Source organism: Lysobacter zhanggongensis (assembly GCF_046638635.1).
GTDB classification, from domain to species: domain Bacteria; phylum Pseudomonadota; class Gammaproteobacteria; order Xanthomonadales; family Xanthomonadaceae; genus Novilysobacter; species Novilysobacter luteus.
In genome coordinates, this window is record NZ_JBJXHK010000004.1 from 41,867 (window position 1) to 66,451 (window position 24,585).

The 24,585-nt window shown below is 68.4% G+C and carries 16 protein-coding genes; 13 read left to right on the top strand and 3 right to left on the bottom strand.

The features are described 5' to 3' along the window. The first annotated feature begins 61 nt into the window (after nt 1-61). The 12 genes from dnaK to ACKVMH_RS01660 all read left to right on the top strand — a co-directional run bounded on the left by dnaK (nt 62) and on the right by ACKVMH_RS01660 (nt 18,133). On the top strand, nt 62-1,978 hold the full coding sequence (gene dnaK, locus ACKVMH_RS01605) for a molecular chaperone DnaK (protein WP_215218040.1): 1,917 nt from the start codon (nt 62-64) through the stop codon (nt 1,976-1,978). Nucleotides 1,979-2,121: 143 nt separating this feature from the next. After that, nucleotides 2,122-3,252: a molecular chaperone DnaJ gene (gene dnaJ, locus ACKVMH_RS01610; protein WP_215218039.1), complete on the top strand. Its 1,131-nt coding sequence runs from the start codon at nt 2,122-2,124 to the stop codon at nt 3,250-3,252. A 62-nt stretch (nt 3,253-3,314) separates the two neighbouring features. Next, complete coding sequence (gene dapB / locus ACKVMH_RS01615) at nt 3,315-4,052, top strand: 4-hydroxy-tetrahydrodipicolinate reductase (RefSeq protein WP_412698992.1); 738 nt, start codon at nt 3,315-3,317, stop codon at nt 4,050-4,052. Nucleotides 4,053-4,211: 159 nt separating this feature from the next. Then, the gene (gene carA, locus ACKVMH_RS01620; protein WP_412698993.1) at nt 4,212-5,354 is read left to right on the top strand and encodes a glutamine-hydrolyzing carbamoyl-phosphate synthase small subunit; all 1,143 of its coding nucleotides are present in this window, start codon (nt 4,212-4,214) and stop codon (nt 5,352-5,354) included. Between the two features lies 1 nt (nt 5,355). Next, the gene (gene carB / locus ACKVMH_RS01625) at nt 5,356-8,613 is read left to right on the top strand and encodes a carbamoyl-phosphate synthase large subunit (protein WP_412698994.1); all 3,258 of its coding nucleotides are present in this window, start codon (nt 5,356-5,358) and stop codon (nt 8,611-8,613) included. Nucleotides 8,614-8,710: 97 nt separating this feature from the next. Continuing rightward, complete coding sequence (gene greA / locus ACKVMH_RS01630; protein WP_215218035.1) at nt 8,711-9,187, top strand: transcription elongation factor GreA; 477 nt, start codon at nt 8,711-8,713, stop codon at nt 9,185-9,187. Nucleotides 9,188-9,190: 3 nt separating this feature from the next. Further along, the gene (locus ACKVMH_RS01635; protein WP_412698995.1) at nt 9,191-10,162 is read left to right on the top strand and encodes a phosphoglycerate mutase; all 972 of its coding nucleotides are present in this window, start codon (nt 9,191-9,193) and stop codon (nt 10,160-10,162) included. Next, on the top strand, nt 10,159-11,889 hold the full coding sequence (gene recJ, locus ACKVMH_RS01640; protein ID WP_412698996.1) for a single-stranded-DNA-specific exonuclease RecJ: 1,731 nt from the start codon (nt 10,159-10,161) through the stop codon (nt 11,887-11,889). The genes ACKVMH_RS01635 and recJ overlap by 4 nt, the downstream gene beginning before the upstream one ends. A gap of 98 nt (nt 11,890-11,987) precedes the next feature. Further along, a protein-coding gene (prfB, locus tag ACKVMH_RS01645) for a peptide chain release factor 2 (RefSeq protein WP_412698997.1) occupies nt 11,988-13,116 on the top strand; the annotation gives its coding sequence in 2 pieces (ribosomal slippage) (nt 11,988-12,062 and nt 12,064-13,116; 1,128 coding nt in all). Nucleotides 13,117-13,225: 109 nt separating this feature from the next. Continuing rightward, complete coding sequence (lysS, locus tag ACKVMH_RS01650) at nt 13,226-14,761, top strand: lysine--tRNA ligase (protein WP_412698998.1); 1,536 nt, start codon at nt 13,226-13,228, stop codon at nt 14,759-14,761. Between the two features lie 52 nt (nt 14,762-14,813). Beyond that, the gene (locus tag ACKVMH_RS01655; RefSeq protein WP_215218030.1) at nt 14,814-15,872 is read left to right on the top strand and encodes a response regulator; all 1,059 of its coding nucleotides are present in this window, start codon (nt 14,814-14,816) and stop codon (nt 15,870-15,872) included. Between the two features lie 620 nt (nt 15,873-16,492). Further along, nucleotides 16,493-18,133 (top strand): ATP-binding protein, encoded by a 1,641-nt coding sequence (locus tag ACKVMH_RS01660; RefSeq protein ID WP_459167095.1) that lies wholly within the window; start codon nt 16,493-16,495, stop codon nt 18,131-18,133. Between the two features lie 139 nt (nt 18,134-18,272). Here ACKVMH_RS01660 and ACKVMH_RS01665 read toward each other — a convergent pair whose 3' ends face one another. Together ACKVMH_RS01665 and ACKVMH_RS01670 are read right to left on the bottom strand one after the other, a co-directional pair. Next, nucleotides 18,273-19,136 carry a crotonase/enoyl-CoA hydratase family protein gene (locus tag ACKVMH_RS01665; RefSeq protein ID WP_412699000.1) on the bottom strand — a complete coding sequence of 288 codons (864 nt, stop codon included), beginning with the start codon at nt 19,134-19,136 and terminating at the stop codon, nt 18,273-18,275. A 179-nt stretch (nt 19,137-19,315) separates the two neighbouring features. Further along, entirely contained in the window at nt 19,316-20,995 is a 1,680-nt protein-coding gene (locus ACKVMH_RS01670) for a long-chain fatty acid--CoA ligase (RefSeq protein WP_412699001.1), read from the bottom strand. 158 nt (nt 20,996-21,153) lie between these two features. On the opposite strand from ACKVMH_RS01670, the gene ACKVMH_RS01675 reads away from it, so the two are divergent. Continuing rightward, nucleotides 21,154-21,588: a nuclear transport factor 2 family protein gene (locus tag ACKVMH_RS01675; protein WP_412699002.1), complete on the top strand. Its 435-nt coding sequence runs from the start codon at nt 21,154-21,156 to the stop codon at nt 21,586-21,588. 111 nt (nt 21,589-21,699) lie between these two features. Here the strand turns inward: ACKVMH_RS01675 and acnA are convergent, their stop codons facing one another. Next, nucleotides 21,700-24,468, bottom strand: coding sequence for an aconitate hydratase AcnA (acnA, locus tag ACKVMH_RS01680; protein WP_412699003.1), 2,769 nt, complete (start codon nt 24,466-24,468; stop codon nt 21,700-21,702). Nucleotides 24,469-24,585 lie beyond the last annotated feature (117 nt).

Sequence of the window (24,585 nt, forward strand, 5' to 3'; positions counted from 1 at the left end):
GCGGACATTGGCGGCTGCGGGCCGCCCCAGAACACAACGAGATTCGAGAGGGAGCAACACCATGGGCAAGATCATCGGTATCGACCTGGGCACGACCAATTCCTGCGTGGCGATCATGGACGGCGGCAAGGCCAGGGTCATCGAGAACGCCGAAGGCGACCGCACCACCCCGTCCATCGTCGCCTACACCAAGGACGGCGAGGTGCTGGTGGGTGCGTCGGCCAAGCGGCAGGCCGTCACCAACCCCAAGAACACCTTCTACGCGGTCAAGCGCCTGATCGGACGCAAGTTCACCGACGCCGAAGTCCAGAAGGACCTCGACCTGGTGCCGTACTCGATCATCCAGCACGAGAACGGCGACGCGTGGGTGGCGACCGCCGACGGCCGGAAGATGGCGCCGCAGCAGATCTCGGCCGAGGTGCTGGCCAAGATGAAGAAGACCGCCGAGGCCTACCTGGGCGAGACCGTCACCGAGGCGGTCATCACCGTGCCGGCGTACTTCAACGACAGCCAGCGCCAGGCCACCAAGGACGCGGGCAAGATCGCGGGCCTGGAGGTCAAGCGCATCATCAACGAGCCGACCGCGGCCGCACTGGCCTACGGCATGGACAAGAAGGGCGGTGACCGCAAGGTGGCCGTGTACGACCTCGGCGGCGGCACCTTCGACGTCTCGATCATCGAAATCGCCTCGGTCGACGGCGAGATGCAGGTCGAGGTGCTGGCCACCAACGGCGACACCTTCCTGGGTGGCGAGGACTTCGACAAGCGCGTCATCGACTACCTGGTCGAGGAGTTCCAGAAGGACCAGGGCATCAACCTGCGCCAGGACCCGCTGGCCCTGCAGCGCCTGAAGGACGCGGCCGAGCGCGCGAAGATCGAGCTGTCGACCGCGCAGCAGACCGAGGTCAACCTGCCGTACGTGACCGCCGACGCGACCGGCCCCAAGCACCTCAACATCAAGCTGACCCGGGCCAAGCTCGAGTCGCTGGTCGAGGACCTGGTCAAGAAGACGATCGAGCCGTGCCGGACCGCGCTCAATGATGCCGGCGTGCGCGCCAGCGACATCAACGAGGTGATCCTGGTCGGTGGCCAGACCCGCATGCCGAAGGTGCAGCAGGCGGTGACCGAGTTCTTTGGCAAGGAGCCGCGCAAGGACGTCAACCCCGACGAGGCGGTGGCGATCGGTGCGGCGATTCAGGGCGGCGTGCTCGCCGGCGACGTCAAGGACGTGCTGCTGCTCGACGTGACCCCGCTGAGCCTGGGCATCGAGACCCTGGGCGGCGTGTTCACCAAGATCATCGAGAAGAACACCACGGTGCCGACCAAGGCTTCGCAGACCTTCTCGACCGCCGAGGACAACCAGTCCGCGGTCACCGTGCACGTGCTGCAGGGCGAGCGCGAGCAGGCCCGCTACAACAAGTCGCTGGCCCGCTTCGACCTGTCCGGCATCGAGCCGGCGCCGCGCGGCATGCCGCAGGTCGAGGTGTCGTTCGACATCGACGCCAACGGCATCGTCCACGTGACCGCCAAGGACAAGAAGACCGGCAAGGAGCAGAAGGTCGAGATCAAGGCCGGCTCGGGCCTGTCGGAGGAGGAGATCCAGAAGATGGTCGCCGACGCCGAGGCCAATCGCGAGGAGGACCAGAAGTTCCAGGAGCTGGTGCAGGCCCGCAACCAGGCCGACGGCCTGATCCACATGGCCCGCACCACCATCAAGGAGCAGGGCGAGAAGCTGCCGGGCGAGGCCATTGGTGCCACCGAGGCGGCCATCTCCGAGCTGGAGACCGCGATGAAGGGCGACGACAAGGGCCAGATCGAGGCCAAGTCGAAGGCACTGGAAACCGCGGCGCAGGCCCTGTTCGCCGCCGCACAGGCCCAGCAGCCGGGTGCCGAGGCGGGCGCGGCCGACGCTGGCCAGGCCGCCGACGACGTGGTGGATGCCGAGTTCACCGAGGTCAAGGACGAAGGCAAGCAGTAAGTCGCCGAAACCATCCACCCGGCCGTGCGCGGGCGGGTGGCGATCCGGGCAGGGGTTCGGGACCGCGGAGCGATTCCGGGCCCCTGTCGTTTGAAGCAGACCGAGTCCCGGCCGTTGGTGGTGGGGCGGGGAACCCGTGACAGATGAGCAAGCGTGACTACTACGAAGTACTGGGCGTGGCCCGCGACGTCTCCGGCGATGAGCTGAAGAAGGCGTACCGCCGCTGCGCGATGAAGCACCACCCGGACCGCAATCCGGGTGACGCCGCCGCCGAGGCCGCATTCAAGGAGTGCAAGGAGGCGTACGAAGTGCTGTCCGACGCCAACCGGCGCCGGATGTACGACCAGCACGGGCACGCCGCGTTCGAGCACGGCATGGGCGGTGGAGGTGCCGGCGCCGGTTACGCCGACATGGGCGACATCTTCGGCGACATCTTCGGGAACATCTTCGGCGGTGGCGGCGCCGGTGGTCGTGGCCCGCGCCGTGGCGCGGACGTCGGCTACGTGATGGAGCTCTCCCTCGAGGAAGCCGTGCGCGGCATCGAGAAGGAGATCGAGATCCCGACGCTCGACGAGTGCGACACCTGCAGTGGCAGCGGGTCGGCCGACGGCAAGCTGGAGAGCTGCACCACCTGTGGTGGTCGCGGCCAGGTGCGCTTCCAGCGCGGAATCTTCTCGATGCAGCAGGGCTGCCCGCATTGCGGCGGCCGCGGCCAGACCATCAGCAACCCCTGCGGCGACTGCCACGGGCAGGGGCGCGTGGAGGAAACCAAGACCCTGTCGGTGAAGATCCCCGCCGGCGTGGACAACGGCGACCGCATCCGCCTGGCGGGCGAGGGCGAGGCCGGCCCGGCGGGCTCGCCGCCGGGGGACCTGTACGTGGACGTACGCGTGCGCGAGCACGACATTTTCAAGCGTGATGGCGACGACCTGCATTGCGACGTGCCGATCCGGCTGGGCCAGGCAGCCCTGGGAGACACCATCCGCGTCCCGACGCTGGGTGGCGAGGTCGAGCTTCGCGTGCCCGCCGAGACCCAGACCGGCAAGCTGTTCCGCCTGCGCGACAAGGGCGTGCAGTCGGTCCGAAGCCGCCGCCCGGGCGACCTGTACTGCCGCGTGGTGGTCGAGACCCCGGTCAACCTCACGGCCGAGCAGCGCGAACTGCTCGAGAAGTTCGACGCCACCTTCGCGGGCGAAGACGCCCGCAAGCATTCCCCGCGCTCGTCGACCTTCATCGACGGGGTCAAGGGCTTCTGGGACCGGATGACGTTCTGAGTCCCGTGCACGTGCGCGCGCCACCGCTTGTCGGGGCGCGAACGCGCGGCTAGCCTGCCTGGATGAATACGCCCGTTCGCGTCCTCGTTCATGGTGCCTCCGGCCGCATGGGCCAGTCCCTGTCGCGGCTCGCCCCCGAGCGGCGCGACCTGCAGGTCGTCGCCGCAGTGTCTGGAAGCCGGCCCTCGCAGCGCGTGGTCGACGGCGTCCCCCAGTTCGCGGCGTCGGAACTGTACGGCGTCCCGAATTTCGACGTAGCGGTCGATTTCAGCCTGCCCGCCGGCTTCGACGCCCTGCTCGCGCTGTGCGTGGAGCGCGGTGCTGCACTCGTCTCAGGCACCACAGGGCTGGCTCCGGAACAGCAGTCCGCGATCGATGCGGGTGCCGCGCGCATCGCCGTGCTGTCTGCAGCCAATTTCAGCCTCGGGGTGGTCGTGCTGGGTGACCTGGTCCGGCGCGCGGCAGCGGCGCTGGAGGGATGGGACTGCGACATCGTCGAGTCCCACCACGTGCACAAGAAGGATACCCCGTCGGGTACCGCGCTTGCCCTCGGGGCCTCGGCCGGGCAGGGCGGGGCCGAGCCGCGCTATGCGGCGCTGCGGGCCGGCGACATCATCGGCGAGCACACCGTCCAGTTCACCGGGATGGGCGAGCGGGTGGAACTGGTCCATCGCGCCACCAACCGCGACATTTTCGCCCGTGGCGCGCTGCTGGCGGCCGTTCGGCTGGCGGACCGCCCCCCGGGGCGCTACACCCTGCGGGACATCCTGCTCGCGGACCAGAACGCCACTGCCGGATGAACGGTGTGCTGGCATGAATGCCATTACATCGCTAGAATTCCCGTTCGCCTGAACTCCATTTCGGACCGGTCCCGCACCGCGTTCGTGCTTTGCTGCAACCTGCTTTCGGGTTGCGCTGCGCCACGGAGTCAGCATCCCCTGGCAGCCAAGGCGATCCCCGTGACCCATCCCGCAATCCTTGCCCTCGAAGACGGCACCATCTTCGAGGGCATTTCCGTCGGCGCGCCCGGCCTTTCCGTCGGCGAGGTGGTGTTCAACACCGCCATGACCGGTTACCAGGAAATCCTGACCGACCCGTCCTACGCCCGGCAGCTGGTCACGCTGACCTATCCCCACGTCGGCAACACCGGCATCACCGAGCTCGACAACGAGGCCGACGCGGTCTGGGCCGCCGGCCTGATCGTGCGCAACGTCCCGCGACGGCCCAGCAACTGGCGCAGCCAGGTCTCACTGCCGGAATGGCTGGCCCGCCGCGGCGTGGTCGCGATTGCCGACATCGATACCCGCAAGCTCACCCGCCTGCTGCGCGACACCGGCGCGCAGAACGGCGCGCTGATGGCCGGCGACGACGTCGACGCGGACCGCGCGATCGAGGCGGCCCGCAAGTTTGCCGGGCTGAAGGGCATGGACCTGGCCAAGGAAGTCTGCACCCGCGAGAACCGCGACTGGCGCGAAGGCCAGCTCGACCTCGACAGCGGCACTTTCGCCGCCAACGAGGGCCGCTACCACGTGGTCGCCTACGACTTCGGGGTCAAGCAGAACATCCTGCGGATGCTGGCCGAGCGGGGCTGCAACGTCACCCTGGTGCCGGCGCAGACCACCGCCGCCGAAGTGCTGGCCCTCAAGCCCGACGGCGTATTCCTGTCCAACGGCCCTGGCGACCCGGCGCCCTGCGACTACGCGATCGAGGCGATCCGTGAGTTCATCGACCGCAAGGTCCCGACCTATGGCATTTGCCTGGGGCATCAGCTGCTCGGGTTGGCGGTCGGTGCCAAGACGCTGAAGATGAAGTTCGGCCACCACGGCGCCAACCACCCGGTGCAGGACCTCGATACCGGCCGGGTGATGATCACCAGCCAGAACCACGGCTTCGCGGTCGACGAGGCCACGCTGCCGGCCAACGTCCGCGTGACCCATCGCTCGCTGTTCGACGGCTCCAACCAGGGCATCGCCCTGACCGATGCGCCGGCCTTCAGCTTCCAGGGGCACCCGGAAGCCAGTCCCGGCCCGCACGACGTGGCACCGCTGTTCGACCGGTTCGTCGAATCCATGAAGAACAACCAGCACGCAGAGGTGCGTTGACATGCCCAAGCGCACCGACATCAAGACCGTCCTGATCATCGGGGCCGGCCCGATCGTCATCGGCCAGGCCTGCGAGTTCGACTATTCCGGCGCACAGGCCTGCAAGGCCCTGCGCGACGAGGGGTACCGGGTGGTGCTGGTCAACAGCAACCCGGCCACGATCATGACCGACCCGGAGATGGCCGACGCCGTCTACATCGAGCCGATCAACTGGCAGACGGTCGAGAAGATCATCGCCAAGGAAAAGCCCGACGCGCTGCTGCCCACCATGGGTGGTCAGACCGCGCTCAACTGCGCGCTCGACCTGGCTGACCACGGCGTGCTGGAGAAGTACGGCGTCGAGCTGATCGGTGCGTCGCGCGATGCGATCCGGATGGCCGAGGACCGCGAGCTGTTCCGCGTCGCGATGGCGGAGATCGGCCTGGAGTGCCCGAAGGCGGCCGTCGCCAGGACCTTCGAGCAGGCCGTCGAGATCCAGGCCACGGTCGGCTATCCGACCATCATCCGCCCCAGTTTCACCCTTGGTGGCAGCGGCGGTGGCATCGCCTACAACAAGGAAGAGTTCGAGGAGATCGTCAAGCGTGGCCTGGAGCTTTCGCCGACCAGCGAGGTGCTGGTGGAGGAGTCGGTGCTCGGGTGGAAGGAGTTCGAGATGGAGGTGGTCCGGGACACCGCGGACAACTGCATCATCGTCTGCTCGATCGAGAACTTCGACGCGATGGGCGTGCACACCGGCGACTCGATCACCGTCGCCCCCGCGCAGACCCTGACCGACAAGGAGTACCAGCGCCTGCGCGACGCCAGCATCGCGGTGCTGCGCAAGATCGGTGTCGACACCGGCGGCTCCAACGTCCAGTTCGGCATCAACGCGCAGACGGGCCGCGTGGTCGTGATCGAGATGAATCCGCGCGTGTCGCGATCCTCGGCATTGGCCTCGAAGGCCACCGGCTTCCCGATCGCCAAGATTGCCGCCAAGCTGGCGGTCGGCTACACCCTCGACGAGCTGCGCAACGAGATCACCGGCGGCGCGACCCCGGCGTCGTTCGAGCCAACGATCGACTATGTCGTCACCAAGATTCCCCGTTTTGCGTTCGAGAAGTTCCCGGCCGCCGACTCCCGCCTGACCACCCAGATGAAGTCGGTGGGCGAGGTGATGGCGATGGGTCGCACGTTCCAGGAGTCGCTGCAGAAAGCCCTGCGCGGCCTGGAGACCGGCAAGGTCGGCCTCGATCCCACCGGGCTCGACCTGTCCAGCGAGGAAGGGCTGGTCAACCTGCGCCGCGAGGTCAAGGAGCCCGGCCCCGAGCGGATCTTCTACATCGGCGACGCGTTCCGCGCGGGGATGAGCGTGGAGGACGTGCATGCGCTGTCGTTCGTGGACCCGTGGTTCCTCGACCAGATCGAGGAAATCATCACGGCCGAGGCGCAGATCGCCGAGGGCGGCCTGGCCGCGCTCGACGCACGGCGGATGCGCGCCCTCAAGCGCATGGGCTTCTCCGACGCCCGAATCGCGCAGCTGACCGGCACCGACGAAACTGCCGTGCGGACCCTGCGCCACGCCTTCGGGGTGCGCCCGGTCTACAAGCGGGTGGACTCCTGCGCAGCCGAGTTCGCCACCACCACCGCGTACATGTACTCGACCTACGAGGACGAGTGCGAGGCCAACCCGTCCGACCGCGACAAGATCATCGTGCTCGGTGGCGGTCCGAACCGGATCGGGCAGGGCATCGAGTTCGACTACTGCTGCGTGCACGCCGCCTTGGCGCTGCGCGAGGACGGGTTCGAGACCATCATGGTCAACTGCAACCCCGAGACCGTGTCGACCGACTACGACACTTCCGACCGCCTGTACTTCGAGCCGTTGACGCTCGAGGACGTGCTCGAGATCTGCGAGCTGGAGAAGCCCAAGGGCGTGATCGTCCAGTACGGCGGCCAGACTCCGCTCAAGCTCGCCCAGGCGCTGGAGGCTGCGGGCGTGCCGATCATCGGTACCAGCCCCGACAGCATCGACCTGGCCGAGGACCGCGAGCGCTTCCAGAAACTGGTCGAAGACCTGGGCCTGAAGCAGCCGCCCAACCGCATCGCCCGCAAGGCCGAGGAAGCCGTGGCGCTGGCCCGCGAGGTCGGCTACCCCCTGGTCGTGCGTCCCAGCTACGTGCTGGGTGGACGCGCGATGGAGGTGGTGCATTCGGATGCCGACCTGGAGCGCTATATCCGCGAGGCGGTGCGTGTGTCGGAGAAGTCGCCGGTGCTGCTGGACCGCTTCCTCGACAACGCAGTCGAGGTGGATGTGGACGTCATCGCCGACCGGGAGGGCAACGTGCTGATCGGCGGCGTGATGGAGCACATCGAGGAGGCCGGCGTCCACTCAGGCGATTCCTCGTGCTCGCTGCCGCCGTATTCGCTCAAGCCGGCCACCCAGGCGCGCCTGCGCGAGCAGGTGACCGCACTGGCCAAGGCGCTTGACGTCGTCGGCCTGATGAACACCCAGTTCGCCGTCACCGTGAGCGACCAGCCCGACGGCGAGGACACCATCTACCTGCTGGAAGTGAACCCGCGGGCCTCGCGCACCGTGCCGTTCGTGTCCAAGGCGACCGGGATGCCGCTGGCGAAGATCGCGGCGCGCTGCATGGCCGGCAAGACGCTGGCCGAGCAGGGGGCCACCCGCGAAGTGGTACCCGAGTACTACTCCGTGAAGGAAGCGATCTTCCCGTTCGCCAAGTTCCAGGGCGTCGATCCGATCCTCGGGCCGGAGATGCGCTCCACCGGCGAGGTCATGGGCGTGGGCCGCAGCTTTGGCGCGGCGATGGCGCGCGCGCAGGAGGCCGGTGGCATCAAGGCCGTGCCTGACAGTGGCAAGGTGTTCGTGTCTGTGCGAGATCCGGACAAGCAGCGCGTGCTGCCGGTGGCGCGCGACCTCGTCAAGCGGGGCTACGAGCTGGTCGCCACCCACGGCACCGCCGCGTTCCTGCGTGGCGAGGGCCTGGAGTGCCAGGCGGTCAACAAGGTGGCCGAGGGCCGTCCGCACATCGTCGACCTCATCAAGAACGGCGAGATCGCCTACATCATCAACACCACCGAGGGCCGGCAGGCGATATCGGACTCGTTCTCGATCCGGCGCGAGGCGTTGCAGCAGCGCGTGACCTACTCGACGACCGTGGCCGGCGCGCGTGCGCTGGTGCAGTCGCTGGAGTTCCGCGGCACCGGACCGGTCTGGTCGTTGCAGGAGCTGCACGCCGAGATCGACGGGGCCGCCTGACGGCCCGGTTGCCAATCGCGCAGCGCCGGGCACAATTCCGGCATTACCTCGTCCCACCCTACATTTGGCCGGCCTCGTGCCGGCAGCAGGACCCGCCATGCAAGCACCCATCACCACCAAGGGCGCACAGCGCCTCCGCGCCGAGCTCGAGGAGCTCAAGTCGGTCAAGCGTCCGGCCGTGATCAACGCCATCGCCGAAGCGCGCGCGCACGGCGACCTCAAGGAGAACGCGGAGTACCACGCCGCGCGGGAGCAGCAGGGTTTCATCGAGGGCCGGATCAAGCAGCTGGAAGCCGAGCTGTCCCATGCCCAGGTGATCGATGTGTCCGCGCTCAATGCCGGCACGCGCGTGGTGTTCGGTGCGACGGTGGAGCTGGCCGACGCCGATACGGACGAGGAAAAGACCTACCAGATCGTTGGCGACCTGGAGGCGGACATCAAGCAGGGCCTGATCGCGATCTCGTCGCCGGTCGCCCGCGCACTCATCGGCAAGCACGAGGGCGACAGTGTCAGCATCGACGCGCCCGGCGGCACCCGCGAGTACGACATCGTCGCCGTCCGCTACGAAGGCTGACCCGTGGCGTCGGCCACGCTGCTGCTGCCGCCTGCCGCGCGTTTTGGCGGGCAGCGGGTGTCGCCCGACACCGCGCGATGGCTGGGGCGCGCGGACCGCATCGCTGCCGCCCCGGGGAGCGGTGCCCCGGGTGACGGGCTGACGCGGTACTTCGAGGTCCTGCCGCGGGGATGGCCCGCGGCAGCGGTAACCCGCCAACGTGATGCCGCGGCCGACGCCAATGGCCTCTGGATGCGGGCGGACCCGGTGTTCGTCCAGCCCGATATCAACGGCGCACGGCTTATGTCGCACGGCGATGCACTCGCGCTTGACCGGTCCGACGCGGAGGCGCTGCTGCCTGCGCTGCGCCCGCTGTTCGGCGATGCCGGGTTCGTGCTGGACGCGCCGCACCCGGCGCGCTGGTACCTGCGCGTGCCCGACGGGGCCAAGCTGCCGGTCACCGCGTCGCCCGAACAGGCACTGGGCGAGGACCTGTTCGAGCATCTTCCCGCCGGCGCGGAAGGGCGACGCTGGCGCTCGCTGCTGAGCGAGGCGCAGATCGTGCTGCACAACCATCCGCACAACGCCCGCCGCGCTGCAGCCGGCCTGGCGCCGGTCAACTCGCTGTGGTTCTGGGGTGCGGGCCGGCTGCCCGATCAGATCAGGACGACGCTGGATGCGGTACTGAGCGACGACGACACGCTGGTGGCGTTCGGGCAGGCGGCCGGCGCGTCGGCATCTTCACTGCCGGCGGCGTGGTCGGCCGGAGACGGCGACCGACTGGTGGATCTGCGCGGCAGCCGGGACCTGCGCGAGCTCGACCGCGACTGGCTCGCGCCGGCGTTGTGCGACCTTGCGGCCGGGCAGCTCCGCACCGTGTCGCTCGAGTTCCCGGACAGGGGCGGCCTGTACGTGGCCCGACGGCACCGCTGGCGCTTCTGGCGTCGGCCACTCCTCTCGTTCATTACGGCGCCCGCCGACGGAAGCGCGGAGTGAGCCTGCCGGCACCTGTGCTGCGACGACGCCCGGCCACCTCGGCCGGCCAATGGCCCGAGCAAGTGCCCGAACTGCTGCGGCGCATCTATTGCGCCCGCGGCGCCACCGGCATGGGCCAGGCCCGGCCCCGCCTGGCGACGCTGCTGCCACCCCATACGATGAAGGGCATCGACGCGGCCACCGCACTGCTGGCCGAAGCAATCGCGTCCGACCGGCACATCCTCGTGGTCGGCGACTTCGACTGCGACGGGGCCACCGCCTGCGCGGTCGCGGTGCGGGGCCTGCGGGTGCTGGGCGCACGCCGCGTCTCGCACGCGGTGCCAGACCGGGCGGTGCACGGCTACGGCCTGTCCCCGGCCCTGGTCGAGGACCTGGCGGGGCTGCAACCCGACCTGCTGGTGACGGTCGACCACGGCATTGCCTGCCATGCGGGCATCGCCGCCGCGAAAGCGCGTGGCTGGACCGTGCTGGTCACCGACCACCACCTGCCGGGGCCGACCCTTCCACCGGCCGACGTCATCGTCGACCCGAACCAGCCCGGCTGCGAGTTCCCCAGCAAGGTCATGGCTGGCGTGGGCGTGGTGTTCTACGTGCTGCTCGCACTGCGCCAGCGGTTGCGGGCCGCCGGTGCGGTCGAGGGCAACGGCCCCGACCTCGGCCGCCTGCTCGACCTGGTCGCCGTCGGGACCGTCGCCGACCTCGTGCCGCTGGATGCCAACAACCGTGCACTGGTGGCGGCCGGCCTGCGCCAATTGCGGATGGGGCAGGGATGCGCAGGACTGCACGCGTTGATCGAGGTCGCCCGGCGCGACCCGGCCACGCTGTCGGCCAGCGACATCGGTTTCGCGGTCGGTCCCCGGCTCAACGCCGCGGGGCGGCTGGAGGACATGGCGGTCGGCATCGAGTGCCTGCTGAGCGACGACGCCACGCAGGCGCGGGCCATCGCCGCCACGCTCGATGCGATCAATGGCGAGCGCCGCGCGGTGCAGCAGCAGATGACCGAACAGGCCGAGGCGGCGCTTGCGACCCTCGCGCTGGGCGCCCTCGGCCCCGCAGGCAGCCTGCCGCTGGCGCTGTGCCTGCACGATCCGGACTGGCATCCCGGCGTGGTCGGGCTGGTTGCGTCGAAGATGAAGGACCGACTTCACCGCCCGGTCATCGCCTTCGCGCCGGCCGAACCCGGCGGCGCGGTGCTGCGTGGCTCGGCCCGCTCGGTGCCCGGCTTCCACATCCGCGATGCGCTGGCGATGGTCGATGCCCGCCATCCCGGCCTGATCGAGCGCTTCGGTGGCCACGCGATGGCCGCCGGCCTCAGCCTGCCGGCGGAACGCCTTGCCGCGTTCGAAGAGGCATTCCTCGCCTGCGCGACCGAACGCCTTACCGCCGACCTGCTGCGCGCCGAGATACTCAGCGACGGCGAGCTGTCCGGAGACGAGTTCCGCCGTGACATCGCCGAGTCGCTTCGTGATGGCGGGCCGTGGGGGCAGGGGTTCCCCGAGCCGCAGTTCGACGGGGAGTTCGACGTGCTCGGCTGGCGCGTGGTCGGCCAGCGACACCTGAAACTGGAACTCGGCTACGCCGGCCGGCGCTTGAACGCGATCCATTTCAGCGGGTGGGACGAATGCGAGCCGTCGCCGCGCGTGCGTCTGGCGTTCCGGCTGGAGCCGGACGACTACCGCGGCGGTGATGCCGTCCAGCTGGTGGTGATCCACCGCGAGCCTGCCTGAAGCCGGTCCGCACCGATGCGACAGACCCGCGATGCGGCAGGCCCTGCCTGCTAGAATTGCCGGTCATTTTCCGCAGCAACCACGGACACGGAACCGACATGCTTGAACTCAATCCCGTCCGCCAGCGCATCGCCGACCTGACCGGTCGGCTGGATGCGCTCAGGGGGTATCTTTGACTTCGACCTCAAGGTCGAACGTCTTGAAGAAGTAGAGCGGGAGCTGGAAAGCCCCGACGTGTGGAACGACGCCGAGCGCGCGCAGGCGCTGGGCCGCGAGCGCGCCTCGCTCGAGAAAGTGGTGCGTGGCATTACTGGCCTGACCGAGGGCCTGTCCGGCGCCAGCGAACTGCTGGACCTGGCCGAGATGGAGGGCGACGAGTCCACCGCGCAGTCCGTGGTCGACGATGTCGAGGGCTTCGCGAAGGAGGTCGACAAGCTCGAGTTCCAGCGCATGTTCTCGGGCCAGATGGACGGCGCGCCCGCGTTCGTCGATATCCAGGCCGGCGCCGGCGGCACCGAGGCGCAGGACTGGGCCGAGATGCTGCTGCGCATGTACCTGCGCTGGTGCGAGTCGCGCGGCTGGAAAGCCGAGCTCATGGAGGTCTCCGGCGGCGACGTCGCTGGCATCAAGTCGGCGACCTTCCGGGTCGAGGGCGACTTTGCCTACGGCTGGCTGAAGACCGAGACCGGCGTGCACCGGCTGGTGCGCAAGTCGCCGTTCGATTCAGACAACCGGCGCCACACCAGTTTCACGTCGGTGTTCGTCTCGCCCGAGGTGGACGACAAGATCGACATCGAGATCAACCCGGCCGACCTCAAGACCGACGTGTACCGCTCGTCCGGCGCGGGTGGCCAGCACGTCAACAAGACCGAGTCGGCGGTGCGCATCACGCACGTCCCGTCCGGCATCGTGGTGGCGTGCCAGACCGAACGCAGCCAGCACGCCAACCGCGATCGCGCGATGAAGATGTTGGCCGCCAAGCTGTACGAGCTGGAGATCCAGAAGCGCAACGCCGAGCGTGACGCGGTCGAGGCGACCAAGTCCGACATCGGCTGGGGCAGCCAGATCCGCAACTACGTGCTGGACCAGAGCCGGATCAAGGACCTGCGCACCGGTATCGAGCGGTCCGACACCCAGAAGGTGCTCGACGGCGACCTCGACGAGTTCGTCGAAGCCAGCCTCAAGTCCGGCCTGGAAGTCGGTGCCAAACGCGCCGACGCGACGTGACCGCCACGCCGTTGCAGGAGCGACGCAAGTCGCGACCCGACGACATCACGATGCCCCCCGATCGCGACTGACGTCGCTCCGAACGTCCATCGCCCTCACTGACACCGCCATGACCGACAACACGCCGCCGACCGCCGCAGACGACCAAGCCCAGGACGAGAACCGCCTGATCGCCGAGCGTCGCACCAAACTCAAGGCGTTGCGCGGGCAGGGCGTGGCGTTCCCCAACGACTTCCGCCGCGGCGACTATGCCGGCGACCTGCAGGCCCAGTACGCCGACGCCGAGCGGTGGACCGCCGAGGCACTGGAAGGCGCGGACTGCCAGGTCGCCCTCGCCGGACGCATCCTGCTCAAGCGGGTGATGGGAAAGGCCAGCTTCGTGCAGGTCCAGGACGAGTCCGGCCGCATCCAGCTGTTCCTGCAGGCCAACGCACTGGGCGATACCTACACCGCGTTCAAGGGCTGGGACGTCGGCGACATCGTCGGCGCCACCGGCACCCTGACCCGGACCCGCACCGGCGAGCTGTCGGTGAAGGTCGACCAGCTGCGCCTGCTGACCAAGTCGTTGCGTCCGCTGCCGGACAAGTTCCACGGCCTGGCGGACGTGGAGCAGCGTTACCGCCAGCGCTACGTCGACCTCATCGTCTCGCCGGAGGCGCGCGAGGTGTTCGTCAAACGCAGCCGCATCATCCGCGCGATGCGCGAGTGGCTGGACACGCGCCGCTTCCTCGAGGTCGAAACGCCGATGATGCATTACATCCCCGGCGGCGCGACGGCCAAGCCGTTCACCACCCACCACAACGCGCTGGACCTGCAGCTGTACCTGCGGGTCGCGCCGGAGCTGTACCTCAAGCGGCTGGTGGTCGGCGGGCTGGAGCGGGTCTACGAGATCAACCGCAACTTCCGGAATGAGGGCGTGTCCACCCGGCACAATCCCGAGTTCACGATGCTCGAGCTGTACGAGGCCTACGCCACCTACAACGAGGTGATGGACCTGACCGAGGGCATGATCCGCGACATCGCGGTGTCGGTGATCGGAAGCACCGCGGTGGAGTGGGACGGCCAGTCGATCGACCTGGGCCCGCCCTTCCGCCGCTGGTCGATGACCGACGCGGTCCTCGAGCACAACCCCGGGATCGCCCGTGACGACCTGCGTGACCTGGACAGGATGCGCGCCCACTGCGAGCGCCTGAAGATCCCGGTCAAGCCCGGCTACGGCTGGGGCAAGCTGCTGCTGGAGATCTTCGAGAAGACAGTAGAGGTCAACCTGGTGCAGCCGACGTTCATCACCGACCACCCGGTCGAGGTGAGCCCCTTGGCCCGTGCCAGCGACCACGACCCGGAACTCACCGACCGGTTCGAGCTCTTCATCGGCGGCAAGGAGCTGGCCAACGGGTTCTCCGAGCTCAATGACCCCGAAGACCAGGCCGCGCGCTTCCAGGCCCAGGTTGACGCGAAGGAGGGCGGCGACGACGAGGCCATGCACTTCGACGCGGACTACATCCGTGCCCTGGAGGTCGGCCTGCCGCCAACCGGCGGCCTGGGCGTGGGCATCGACCGGCTGGTGATGATGTTGACGGGGTCGGCCTCGATCCGCGACGTGTTGCTCTTTCCGTACATGCGTCCCGAGCACGGCGCGGGCTGAGGGCGGGTATCCTCGGGCCATTGCGGGGAGGTAGTCCGGTGGGAAGGTCCTGATGAATGTCGTAATCGTTGATGACCAGACGTCCGCCCGGACGATGCTCAGGCACATCATCGAGGACATCGCCCCGCAGCTGGCGGTGCATGACTTCGGCGAGCCCGATTGCGCGCTCGACTGGTGCGAGGCCAACCAGCCCGACCTGCTGCTGCTGGACTACCGTATGCCGGGGATGGACGGGCTCGAGTTCGCACGCCGCTTCAGGCGGGTGCCGGTCAGGCGCGACATCCCGATCATCCTGGTGACCGTGGTCGGCGATGAGCCGGTCCGGCAGGCTGCGCTCGATGCGGGCGTCATCGACTTCCTGGTCAAGCCGGTGCGGCCGCGGGAGTTGCGGGCGCGTTGCCGCAACCTGCTGCAGCTGCGGCAGCAGTCCGAGAACGTCAAACAACGGGCCCTGTCCCTTGAACAGCGGCTGCTGGCGAGCATGCACGAGGTGGAGCAGCGTGAGCGCGAGACCCTGTCGCGACTCGCGCTTGCGATCGAATACCGCGATTCGGGCACCAGCGCATCGCTGGAACGCATGGCGCGCGTGGCCGGCCTCATCGCCGAGCGGGTCGGCCTGTTCGAGGACGAGGTACGGCTGGTCGAGATGGCCGCGCCGCTGCACGACATCGGCAAGATCGCGATCCCGGACTCGGTGCTGCTCAAGGCCGGTCCGCTGGACGACGACGAGGCCCGGATCATGCGCAGCCACCCGCGCATCGGCCACAAGCTGTTGGGCGGGAGCCACAACCGCTTCGTGCAGACCGCTTCGGTGATCGCGCTGCGCCACCACGAGCGGTTCGACGGCAGTGGCTACCCCGACGGGCTGCGTGGCGAGGACATCCCGATCGAGGCGCGTATCGTTGCAGTCGCGGACGTGCTCGACGCGCTCATCTCTCCGCGACCGTACAAGCCGGCCTGGAGCCTGGCGGACGCGCTGGCGTACCTGCAGGAGCAGTCCGGGCGCCTGTTCGACCCGGTGTGCGTGTCCGCCCTGGTCCAGTCGCGCGAGCGGCTGGAGGAGATCTGCAGGCAGTTTCCCGGGACAACCCCCCGCACCGGCATGGAGTAGCCGACATGAAGCACCCGGTTTCGCGACCGTTGCCCCGCCTGCTGGCCCGCCTGATGGCCCGCTTCTCACAGCGGCCGGACAGCGAACACGGCCAGGCCACGGTACGGATCCTGGTGCTCACCGTGGTGCTGGTGTACCTGTTGCTGCGCGGCGCCGGCGGGTCGCTCGACCCGAGCGCGTACACCGCCGTGCTCACGATGGTCGAGATGGGCTTCGTGGTGGGCATGGTCCTGCTGGGCTGGATCGCCTTCCTGCCGGGGAAGTCCCACGTTCGCCGCGCCATCGGCATGGCCGCCGACTACGGGCTGATGGCCGCCGCCATGATCCGCATGGGCGAACCGCTGGCCTGGGTGTACGTGATCATCATGTGGGTCACGGTCGGCAACGGCCTGCGGTTCGGCAACCGCTACCTGGCCGCGGCGATTACCGCGGCGTGCGTCGCGTTTGGCAGCGTACTGGTCGGCAGTGGCTACTGGCAGGCCAACCTGAGCCTGGGCATCGGACTGTGGCTGGGACTGGTCGCCATTCCCCTGTACCTCTCCGGATTGCTCCGGGCCCTGACCGCCGCCACCGAGGAGGCGCGCCGCGCCAACGAGGCGAAGAGTCGCTTCCTCGCCAACATGAGCCACGAGTTCCGCACCCCGCTGAACGGCCTGGCGGGCATGTCCGAGGTGCTGGCGACCACCCGGCTGGATGACGAGCAACGCGAGTGCCTGGCGACCATCCAGGCATCCACCCGGAGCCTGCTGTCACTGGTCGAGGACGTGCTGGACATCGCCGCGATCGAGGCCGGCAAGGTCAAGCTGGCGCGCGTGGAGTTCTCGCCCCGCGAGTTGGTCGACGGCATCGGCCTGATCCTCCAGCCGCAGGCGCGTGCCAAGCATCTGCACTACCAGGCCACGGTATCGTCCGGGGTGCCCGAGCTGGTGCGCGGCGATGCCGGCTACCTGCGCCAGGTGCTGATCAACCTGGCCGGGAACGCGGTCAAATTCACCGAGAGCGGCTCTGTCCACCTTGAGATCGAGCCCGGCCCGGTGACCAACGGGAGGGCGATGCTGCGCTTCACCGTCACCGACACTGGAATCGGCATCCCGATGGCGGTGCGCCAGCGCCTGTTCGAGGCGTTCGAGCAGGCCGATGCCGGCCTCTCGCGCCGTCACGGCGGCACCGGCCTGGGCACCACCATCGCAAAGGGCCTGACCGAGGCAATGGGCGGCAACATCGGCTTCGAGAGTACCGAGCACCGCGGCAGCCGCTTCTGGGTCGAGTTGCCTTTCGACATCGTCGAGGCCCGCGAACAGGGCGCGGTGGCAGCGCGCCCCATGGCGGACGCCGGGCGGAGCGCTGCACCGGTCGATCCGGAGCCTTCTGCGCAGGCGGAAAACGTCATTGCGTTTGCCGACCCGTTCCTCCGCCATCGTCTCCGGGTTCGCAGCCTCGGCATCCTGGTCGCGGACGACCATGCAGCCAATCGCATGGTGCTGCAGCGGTTGCTGCAGAAGGCCGGCCACCGTGTGATGTGCGTCGAGGGGGGCGAGGAGGTGCTCGCCGCGCTGGAAACGACTGACTACGACGCGGTCGTGGTCGACCTGCACATGCCGGGGTTGAGCGGGCTCGACATGCTCCGGCAACTGCGGGTGATGGAGGCGGGCGGCGCCACCCGAACGCCAGTGCTCGTGCTCAGCGCCGACGTGACCCCGCAGTCCATCCAGGCCTGCGAACAGGCCGGTGCTCGCGCCTTCCTGGCCAAGCCGGTCTCTGCGACACGACTCCTCGACACGCTGGCCGAGGTGGCTTCCGGCGTGCGCGTGGGCACGGCCGCCGGCGCGCCGGAACCGCGCGCGCCGCGTGCCTCGTTGGATGGCGTTTTCGATCCGGGGGTCCTGGACGAGTTCCAGTCCCTCGGCCTGGGCATCGAGTTCGAGCGCAAGTTCGTGACGCAGTGCCTGCGCGACGCCGAGGCCTGCCTGACGGCCTTCGCGCGCGCCTCCGAGGGCGCGGACTGGACCATCGCGCGCGAGCAGGCGCACGCCCTCAAGGGCGTAACGGGCAATCTGGGCCTGGTCGGTGCCGCGACCGCGGCGGNGCGACGCCGAGGCCTGCCTGACGGCCTTCGCGCGCGCCTCCGAGGGCGCGGACTGGACCATCGCGCGCGAGCAGGCGCACGCCCTCAAGGGCGTAACGGGCAATCTGGGCCTGGTCGGTGCCGCGACCGCGGCGGGCGACGCCATGGCGATGGCCGACTGGCAACTGTCGCGTGACTGGCGACAGCAACTGGGCCTGCTGGGTGAGCACTTGGCGCAAGGGCGCCGCGCACTTGAGTCCCGCCAGCAGGCCCGCACGCCTCGCGACGGCGAGCGGTCCCCCTGATCTTCCCTGTCCGGGCCGGTGTCCGAGCGCTCAGTGGGCGCCGGATCGCCGACTCTGGGCGCGCACGATCCGGTCCATCATCCGCAACGACTTGTCCCCGAGCGCGAGCGCGGCGTCGACCCACACCTCGGTGATCGCCATCAGCTCCTCGTGGCTCACCGGCTGCGCGATCGCGCGCGCGGCGTTCAATGCCAGATGCGCGTTGGGTGCGCGTTGTTGTTGGCGGATCAGGTCACGCACGGCCGCTTCGCCGCCACCGCTGGGCACAAGCACATCCACGACGCCAAGCCGGTAGAGCTCGTCGCTGCTGCGGATGTTGCCGTCGAGTATGAGCTTCTCGGCCAGTTGCGGCGGGACGCGTTTGCACAGGAATGAATAGGCGCCCATGCCCGGGAACAGCCCGAACAGCACCTCGGGCAGCCCCATATCGACGCCTTCCTCGGCGACGATCGTGTGGCAGGCCAGCGCCAGTTCCATGCCACCGCCCAGGGCGTCGCCCTGCACCAGCGCGATGGTGCGCACATCGCCGCCAAGGCCGCCGTGCAGGTGGTGGACGCCGTCGATGCAGCGGCGCGCGTAGTCGAGCAGCAAGTCGCGCCGCTTGTCCCGGATGAGCGCGGCGAACAACGCCAGGTCGCCTCCCAGGTTGAAGGCCGGCGCGTCGGACGCAACCACGACGTGCCTGAGGCGCCCCGGTTGGCGTGCGCCTGGGGGCAGGGTGACCGCCGACAGGTAACCCCACATCTCGTCCATGAGCTCGGTGCGGAAGCAGGGCCGCACGCCACTCCCGGCGTCGGCGTGCATGTACAGCCAATGGGTATCGCCATGCAGGTCGGATTCGACCCGCAATGTGGAACGTGCGCCTCCGCGCGGGAGTTTCTCCGTCATGCTCATGTTGCGTCCTCGGCTGGTCGCCCGCATGCGAGGTGGGCTGCGGGGCGAGGTGATGGAGCCCACGGAAATCGATGCTACACCTGCATCGCGAAAACCATTGCCCCGCGTATGGAAATGCGGAAGGCCCCTCGAGAGGGGCCTTCCGGGTCGTTCGCGGGGTGGGGCGGAAGCCCCGGCGGTCAGCCTGGCGTGGCTTCGTCGCGCAGTTCGCGACGCAGGATCTTGCCAACGTTGGTCTTGGGCAGCTCCGAGCGGAACTCGACGAAATGGGGCCGCTTGTAGCCGGTCAGGTTGGCCCGCGCATGCTGGAGGACCTGCTCGGCGGTGAGCGACTGGTCCTTCTTGACGATCACCACCTTGACCGCTTCGCCCGACTTCTCGTCAGGCACGCCCACCGCGGCCACCTCGAGCACCTCGGGCATCATCGCGATGACATCCTCGATCTCGTTCGGGTACACGTTGAAGCCCGACACCAGGATCATGTCCTTCTTGCGGTCGACGATGTAGAAGAAGCCCTGCTCGTCCATCCTTGCCATGTCGCCGGTGTGCAGCCAGCCGTCGGCATCGATCGCCTCGGCGGTTTCACCCGGACGCTGCCAGTAGCCCTTCATCACCTGCGGGCCCTTTATGCACAGCTCGCCCACCTCGCCGACCGGCAACAGGTTGCCGTCCTCGTCCTTGATGCAGGCATCGGTAGAGGGAATCGGCAGGCCGATCGAACCGTTGTACTCGGCCAGGTCCATCGGGTTGATGCAGGCGGCCGGCGAGGTCTCCGTCAGGCCGTACGCCTCTACCAGGGTGCAGCCGGTCGCCTTCTTCCAGCGCTCGGCCACCGAACGTTGCACGGCCATGCCGCCACCCAGGGTCAGGTGCAGCGAGGAGAAGTCCACCTCATCGAAACCGGGGGTGTTCAACAGTCCGTTGAACAGCGTGTTGACGCCGGTGATGGCGGTGAACTTGACACCCTTGAGCTCCTTCACGAAGCCCGGCATGTCGCGCGGGTTGGTGATCATGTGGTTGAGGCCACCGAACTTCATGAAGACCAGGCCATTCGCCGTCAACGCGAAGATGTGGTACAGCGGCAACGCGGTGATGATCACCTCGTGACCCGGACGCACGTTGGTGCCCACCCAGGCAGCGGCCTGCTGCATGTTGGCGACCAGGTTGCGATGGGTCAGCATCGCGCCCTTGGCCACGCCGGTGGTGCCACCGGTGTACTGCAGGAAGGCGATGTCGTCGCTGGTGACTTCCACCTTCGGCAGCGCGTGCCGGCTGCCGGCCTCGAGCGTGTCGCGGAAGCGCACCGCGCCGGGGATGGAATACGGCGGCACCATCTTCTTGATGTGCTTGAGCACGAAGTTGACGACCGCGCCCTTCGGGAAGCCCAGCATGTCGCCGAGCCCGGTGGTGATCACCTTCTTGACCGGCGTGTCGGCAAGCACCTGCTGCACGGTATGGGCGAAGTTGTCGAGCACCAGGATCACGCTGGTGCCGGAGTCGGCCAGCTGGTGCTTGAGTTCGCGCGGGGTGTACATCGGGTTGGTGTTGACCACCGTCATGCCGGCACGCAGCACGCCGAAGGTGGCGATCGGATACTGCAGACAGTTGGGCATCATGATCGCGACGCGATCGCCCTTCTTGAGGCCGAGCTCACCCAGCAGGTAGGCGGCGAAGCGGGCGCTGAGTTCGTCGATCTCGCCGTAGGTCAGGGTCTTGCCGAGGCTGGAGAACGCCGGACGGTCGCGGAAGTTGTCGATCGCACTTTCCAGTACCGCGACGACGGAGGCGAACTCGTCGACGTCGATCTGAGCAGGGACACCCGCCGGATACTGTTCAAGCCATGGACGTTCCGCGGTCATTGCATTCCCCCTGCTGTCTTTATTCTTGTTCCGGCTTGCAGGCGCACCGTCGATGCGTGCAAGTATGGTCCGGTCGATTGGAGCATAGCCCCCATGGGCTGGCAAGAACTTGGCGGGGCGTGGCGGAGGCGCCGCGGCGCGCGAAAGGAAGGGGATTGATGGCGAACAAACCACGGGCATGGCGGGTGCTGCTGACGGGGCTGCTGCTGGCCGGATGCGCAGGCGAACCCGGCGAAGCGGAACTGCGCGACGCGGTGGGCGGGTTGCGGACGGCGATCGAGCAACGCGACGCGTCGGCGGTGGAAGGCGCGTTGGCCGAGGACTTCATCGGCCCCGACGGCCTCGACCGTGACGGCGCCCGCCGCATGGCCGCGGTGATGTTCCTGCGGCATCGCGAAACCGGGGTCCGGCCGGGACCACTGGATGTCGCGATGGGCGACGGGTACGCCACCGTTGACTTCACCGCCGTGGTGACCGGAGGTGCGGGCCGCGCCTTGCCGGATGCGGCCAGCATCTACAACGTGAGCACGGCCTGGCGGGTCGAGGAAGGGGGCTGGCGGCTGGTCAGCGCGGAGTGGACTCCCGGCCCCTGAGCAGTCACATCGGCTGGCGCGCGCCTGGGCGCGGTCGGGGAAACGGAAAACGGAAAACGGAAACGGGCGGCCTGGGCCGCCCGTTCCGGTGCCACTTTCTGGCAATGCCGATCAGGCGGCTTTCTTCGCCGCCAGCTGGCGCAGCACGTAGTGCAGGATCCCGCCGTGGCGGAAGTACTCCACTTCCTTGGGCGTCAGCAGCATCACGTGGACCTCGAAGCGCTTTTCGGTGCCGTCGGCCTTGCGGGCCACGACCGTCGCGCGCTTGGCAGCGCCGTCCTGCAGGCCGACCACGTCGATCGTCTCCGAGCCGTCCAGCCCGTGGGTCTGCGCATTCTCGCCGGCCAGGAACTGCAGCGGCAGCACGCCCATGCCCACCAGGTTGGAGCGATGGATGCGCTCGAAGCTCTCGGCCACGACCGCTTTGACGCCGAGCAGGTTGGTGCCCTTGGCCGCCCAGTCGCGCGACGAGCCAGTGCCGTATTCCTTGCCGGCGAACACCACCAGCGGGGTACCTTCGGCCTTGTACTTCATCGCCGCGTCGTAGATCGACATGCGCTCGCCGGCGCCGCCGTCCTTCGCGAAGTACAGCGTGTTGCCGCCTTCCTCGCCACCCATCATCAGGTTCTTGATGCGGATGTTGGCGAACGTGCCGCGGACCATCACGTCATCGTTGCCGCGACGGCTGCCATAGCTGTTGAAATCGGCCGGCTGCACGCCACGCGACTGCAGGAAGCGGCCCGCCGGCGAATCCTTCTTGATGTTGCCGGCCGGGGAGATGTGGTCGGTGGTGATCGAGTCGCCGAACAGGCCCATCACGCGCGCACCGAGTACGTCCTCGATCGCACCGACCTCCATCGTCATGCCGTCGAAGTACGGCGGGTTCTTGATGTAGGTGGACGCCTCGTCCCACTCGAACGACTCGCCTTCCGGCGACTCGATCTGGTTCCAGCGGCTGTCGCCCTTGAACACGTCGGCGTAGTTCTGCGCGAACAGTTCCGGGCCAACGGTCGCGGCGATGGTGTCACCGATCTCCTTGTTGGTCGGCCAGATGTCGCGCAGGTAGACGTCGTTGCCGTCGCGGTCCTTGCCCAGCGGCTCGGTGGTCAGGTCGATGTCGACCGTGCCGGCGATGGCGTAGGCCACCACCAGCGGCGGCGAGGCGAGGTAGTTCATCTTCACTTCCGAGTGCACGCGGCCCTCGAAGTTGCGGTTGCCCGACAGCACCGAGGCGACCGCCAGGTCGTTCTCGGCAATGCCTTTGGACACTGCCTCGGGCAGCGGGCCGGAGTTGCCGATGCACGTGGTGCAGCCGTAGCCGACTACGTAGAAGCCGAGGGTCTCAAGGTCGGCCAGTACGCCGGCCTTCTGCAGGTAGTCGGTGACCACGCGCGAACCCGGGCCGAGCGATGGCTTGACCCACGGAGCCGACGTCAGGCCCTTGGCGGCGGCCTTGCGGGCCAGCAGGCCGGCGCCCAGCATCACCGCCGGGTTGGAGGTGTTGGTGCAGGACGTGATCGCGGCGATCACCACCGAGCCGTCGCGCAGCTCGACGTCCTGGTCCTTGATGTTGATGCGCGAGCAGACCGGCTTGGCCGCCAGGCGCTCGGCCTGCGGCTGGCCACCGCCTTCCTTCTCGAACCGCTGGATCTGGCGGTCGGTCGGCTCGGCGCGGTGGGCGACCAGCGGGCCCACGTTCTCGCGGAAGTTGGACTGCATGTCCGACAGGAGAACGCGGTCCTGCGGACGCTTGGGGCCGGCAAGCGAGGGCTTGACGTCGCCCATGTCCAGTTCGAGCGTGGCGGAGTAGGTCGCTTCCGGCGCGCCCGGTTCATGCCACATGCCCTGGGCCTTGGCGTAGGCCTCCACCAGCGCGATTTGCTCTTCGCTGCGGCCGGACAGGCGCAGGTAGCGCACCGCCTCCGAATCGACCGGGAAGATGCCGCAGGTTGCGCCGTACTCGGGCGCCATGTTGGCGATCGTCGCGCGGTCGGCCAGCGGCAGGTGCTGCAGGCCGTCACCGAAGAACTCCACGAACTTGCCGACCACGCCGTACTTGCGCAGCATCTGGGTGACCGTCAGTACCAGGTCGGTGGCGGTGGCGCCCTCGGGCAGCTTGCCGCTCAGCTTGAAGCCGACCACCTGCGGGATCAGCATCGACGACGGCTGGCCCAACATAGCGGCCTCGGCCTCGATGCCGCCCACGCCCCAGCCGAGCACGCCGATGCCGTTGATCATCGTGGTGTGGCTGTCGGTGCCGAACACGGTGTCCGGGAACGCCAGCAAAGTGCCGTCCACCTCGCGCTCCATCACCACGCGGGCGAGGTTTTCCAGGTTGACCTGGTGGACGATGCCGGTGTTGGGCGGCACCACCTTGAAGTTTTCCAGTGCCTTCTGGCCCCAGCGCAGGAAGCTGTAGCGCTCTGCGTTGCGCTCGAACTCGATCTTGCCGTTGAGGTCCAGCGCATCCGGACGGCCGAACACGTCGACCTGCACCGAGTGGTCGATCACCAGTTCGGACGGGATCAGCGGGTTGATCTGTCCGGCGTTGCCGCCCAGCCGGCTCACCGCGTCGCGCATCGCCGCCAGGTCGACCACGCAGGGCACGCCGGTGAAGTCCTGCAGCACCACGCGGGCCGGCATGAAGGCGATCTCGGTGTCGGGCTCGGCCTTCGCGTCCCACTGAGCGACCGCCTCGATGTGCTCCTTGCCGACCGTCATGCCGCCGTCCTCGTGGCGGAGCAGGTTCTCGAGCAGGATCTTCATCGAGTAGGGCAGCTTGCCCAGGTCGAAGCGCTTGCCCAGGGTCGGCAGGCTGAAATACGTGTAGGACTTGCCGTTGACGTCGAGTTGCGCGCGGGTGGCGAAGGAGTCGGCCATTTGGAGCTCCGTGGCTGGGGCAGCGAGGGGAAGGACGCGGGAAGGCTGCGGGACACCGCGTTTGAACCCCGCAATTATGCCGGATTCAGTGTTTCCCTGCCGCAACGCAGCGTCCGC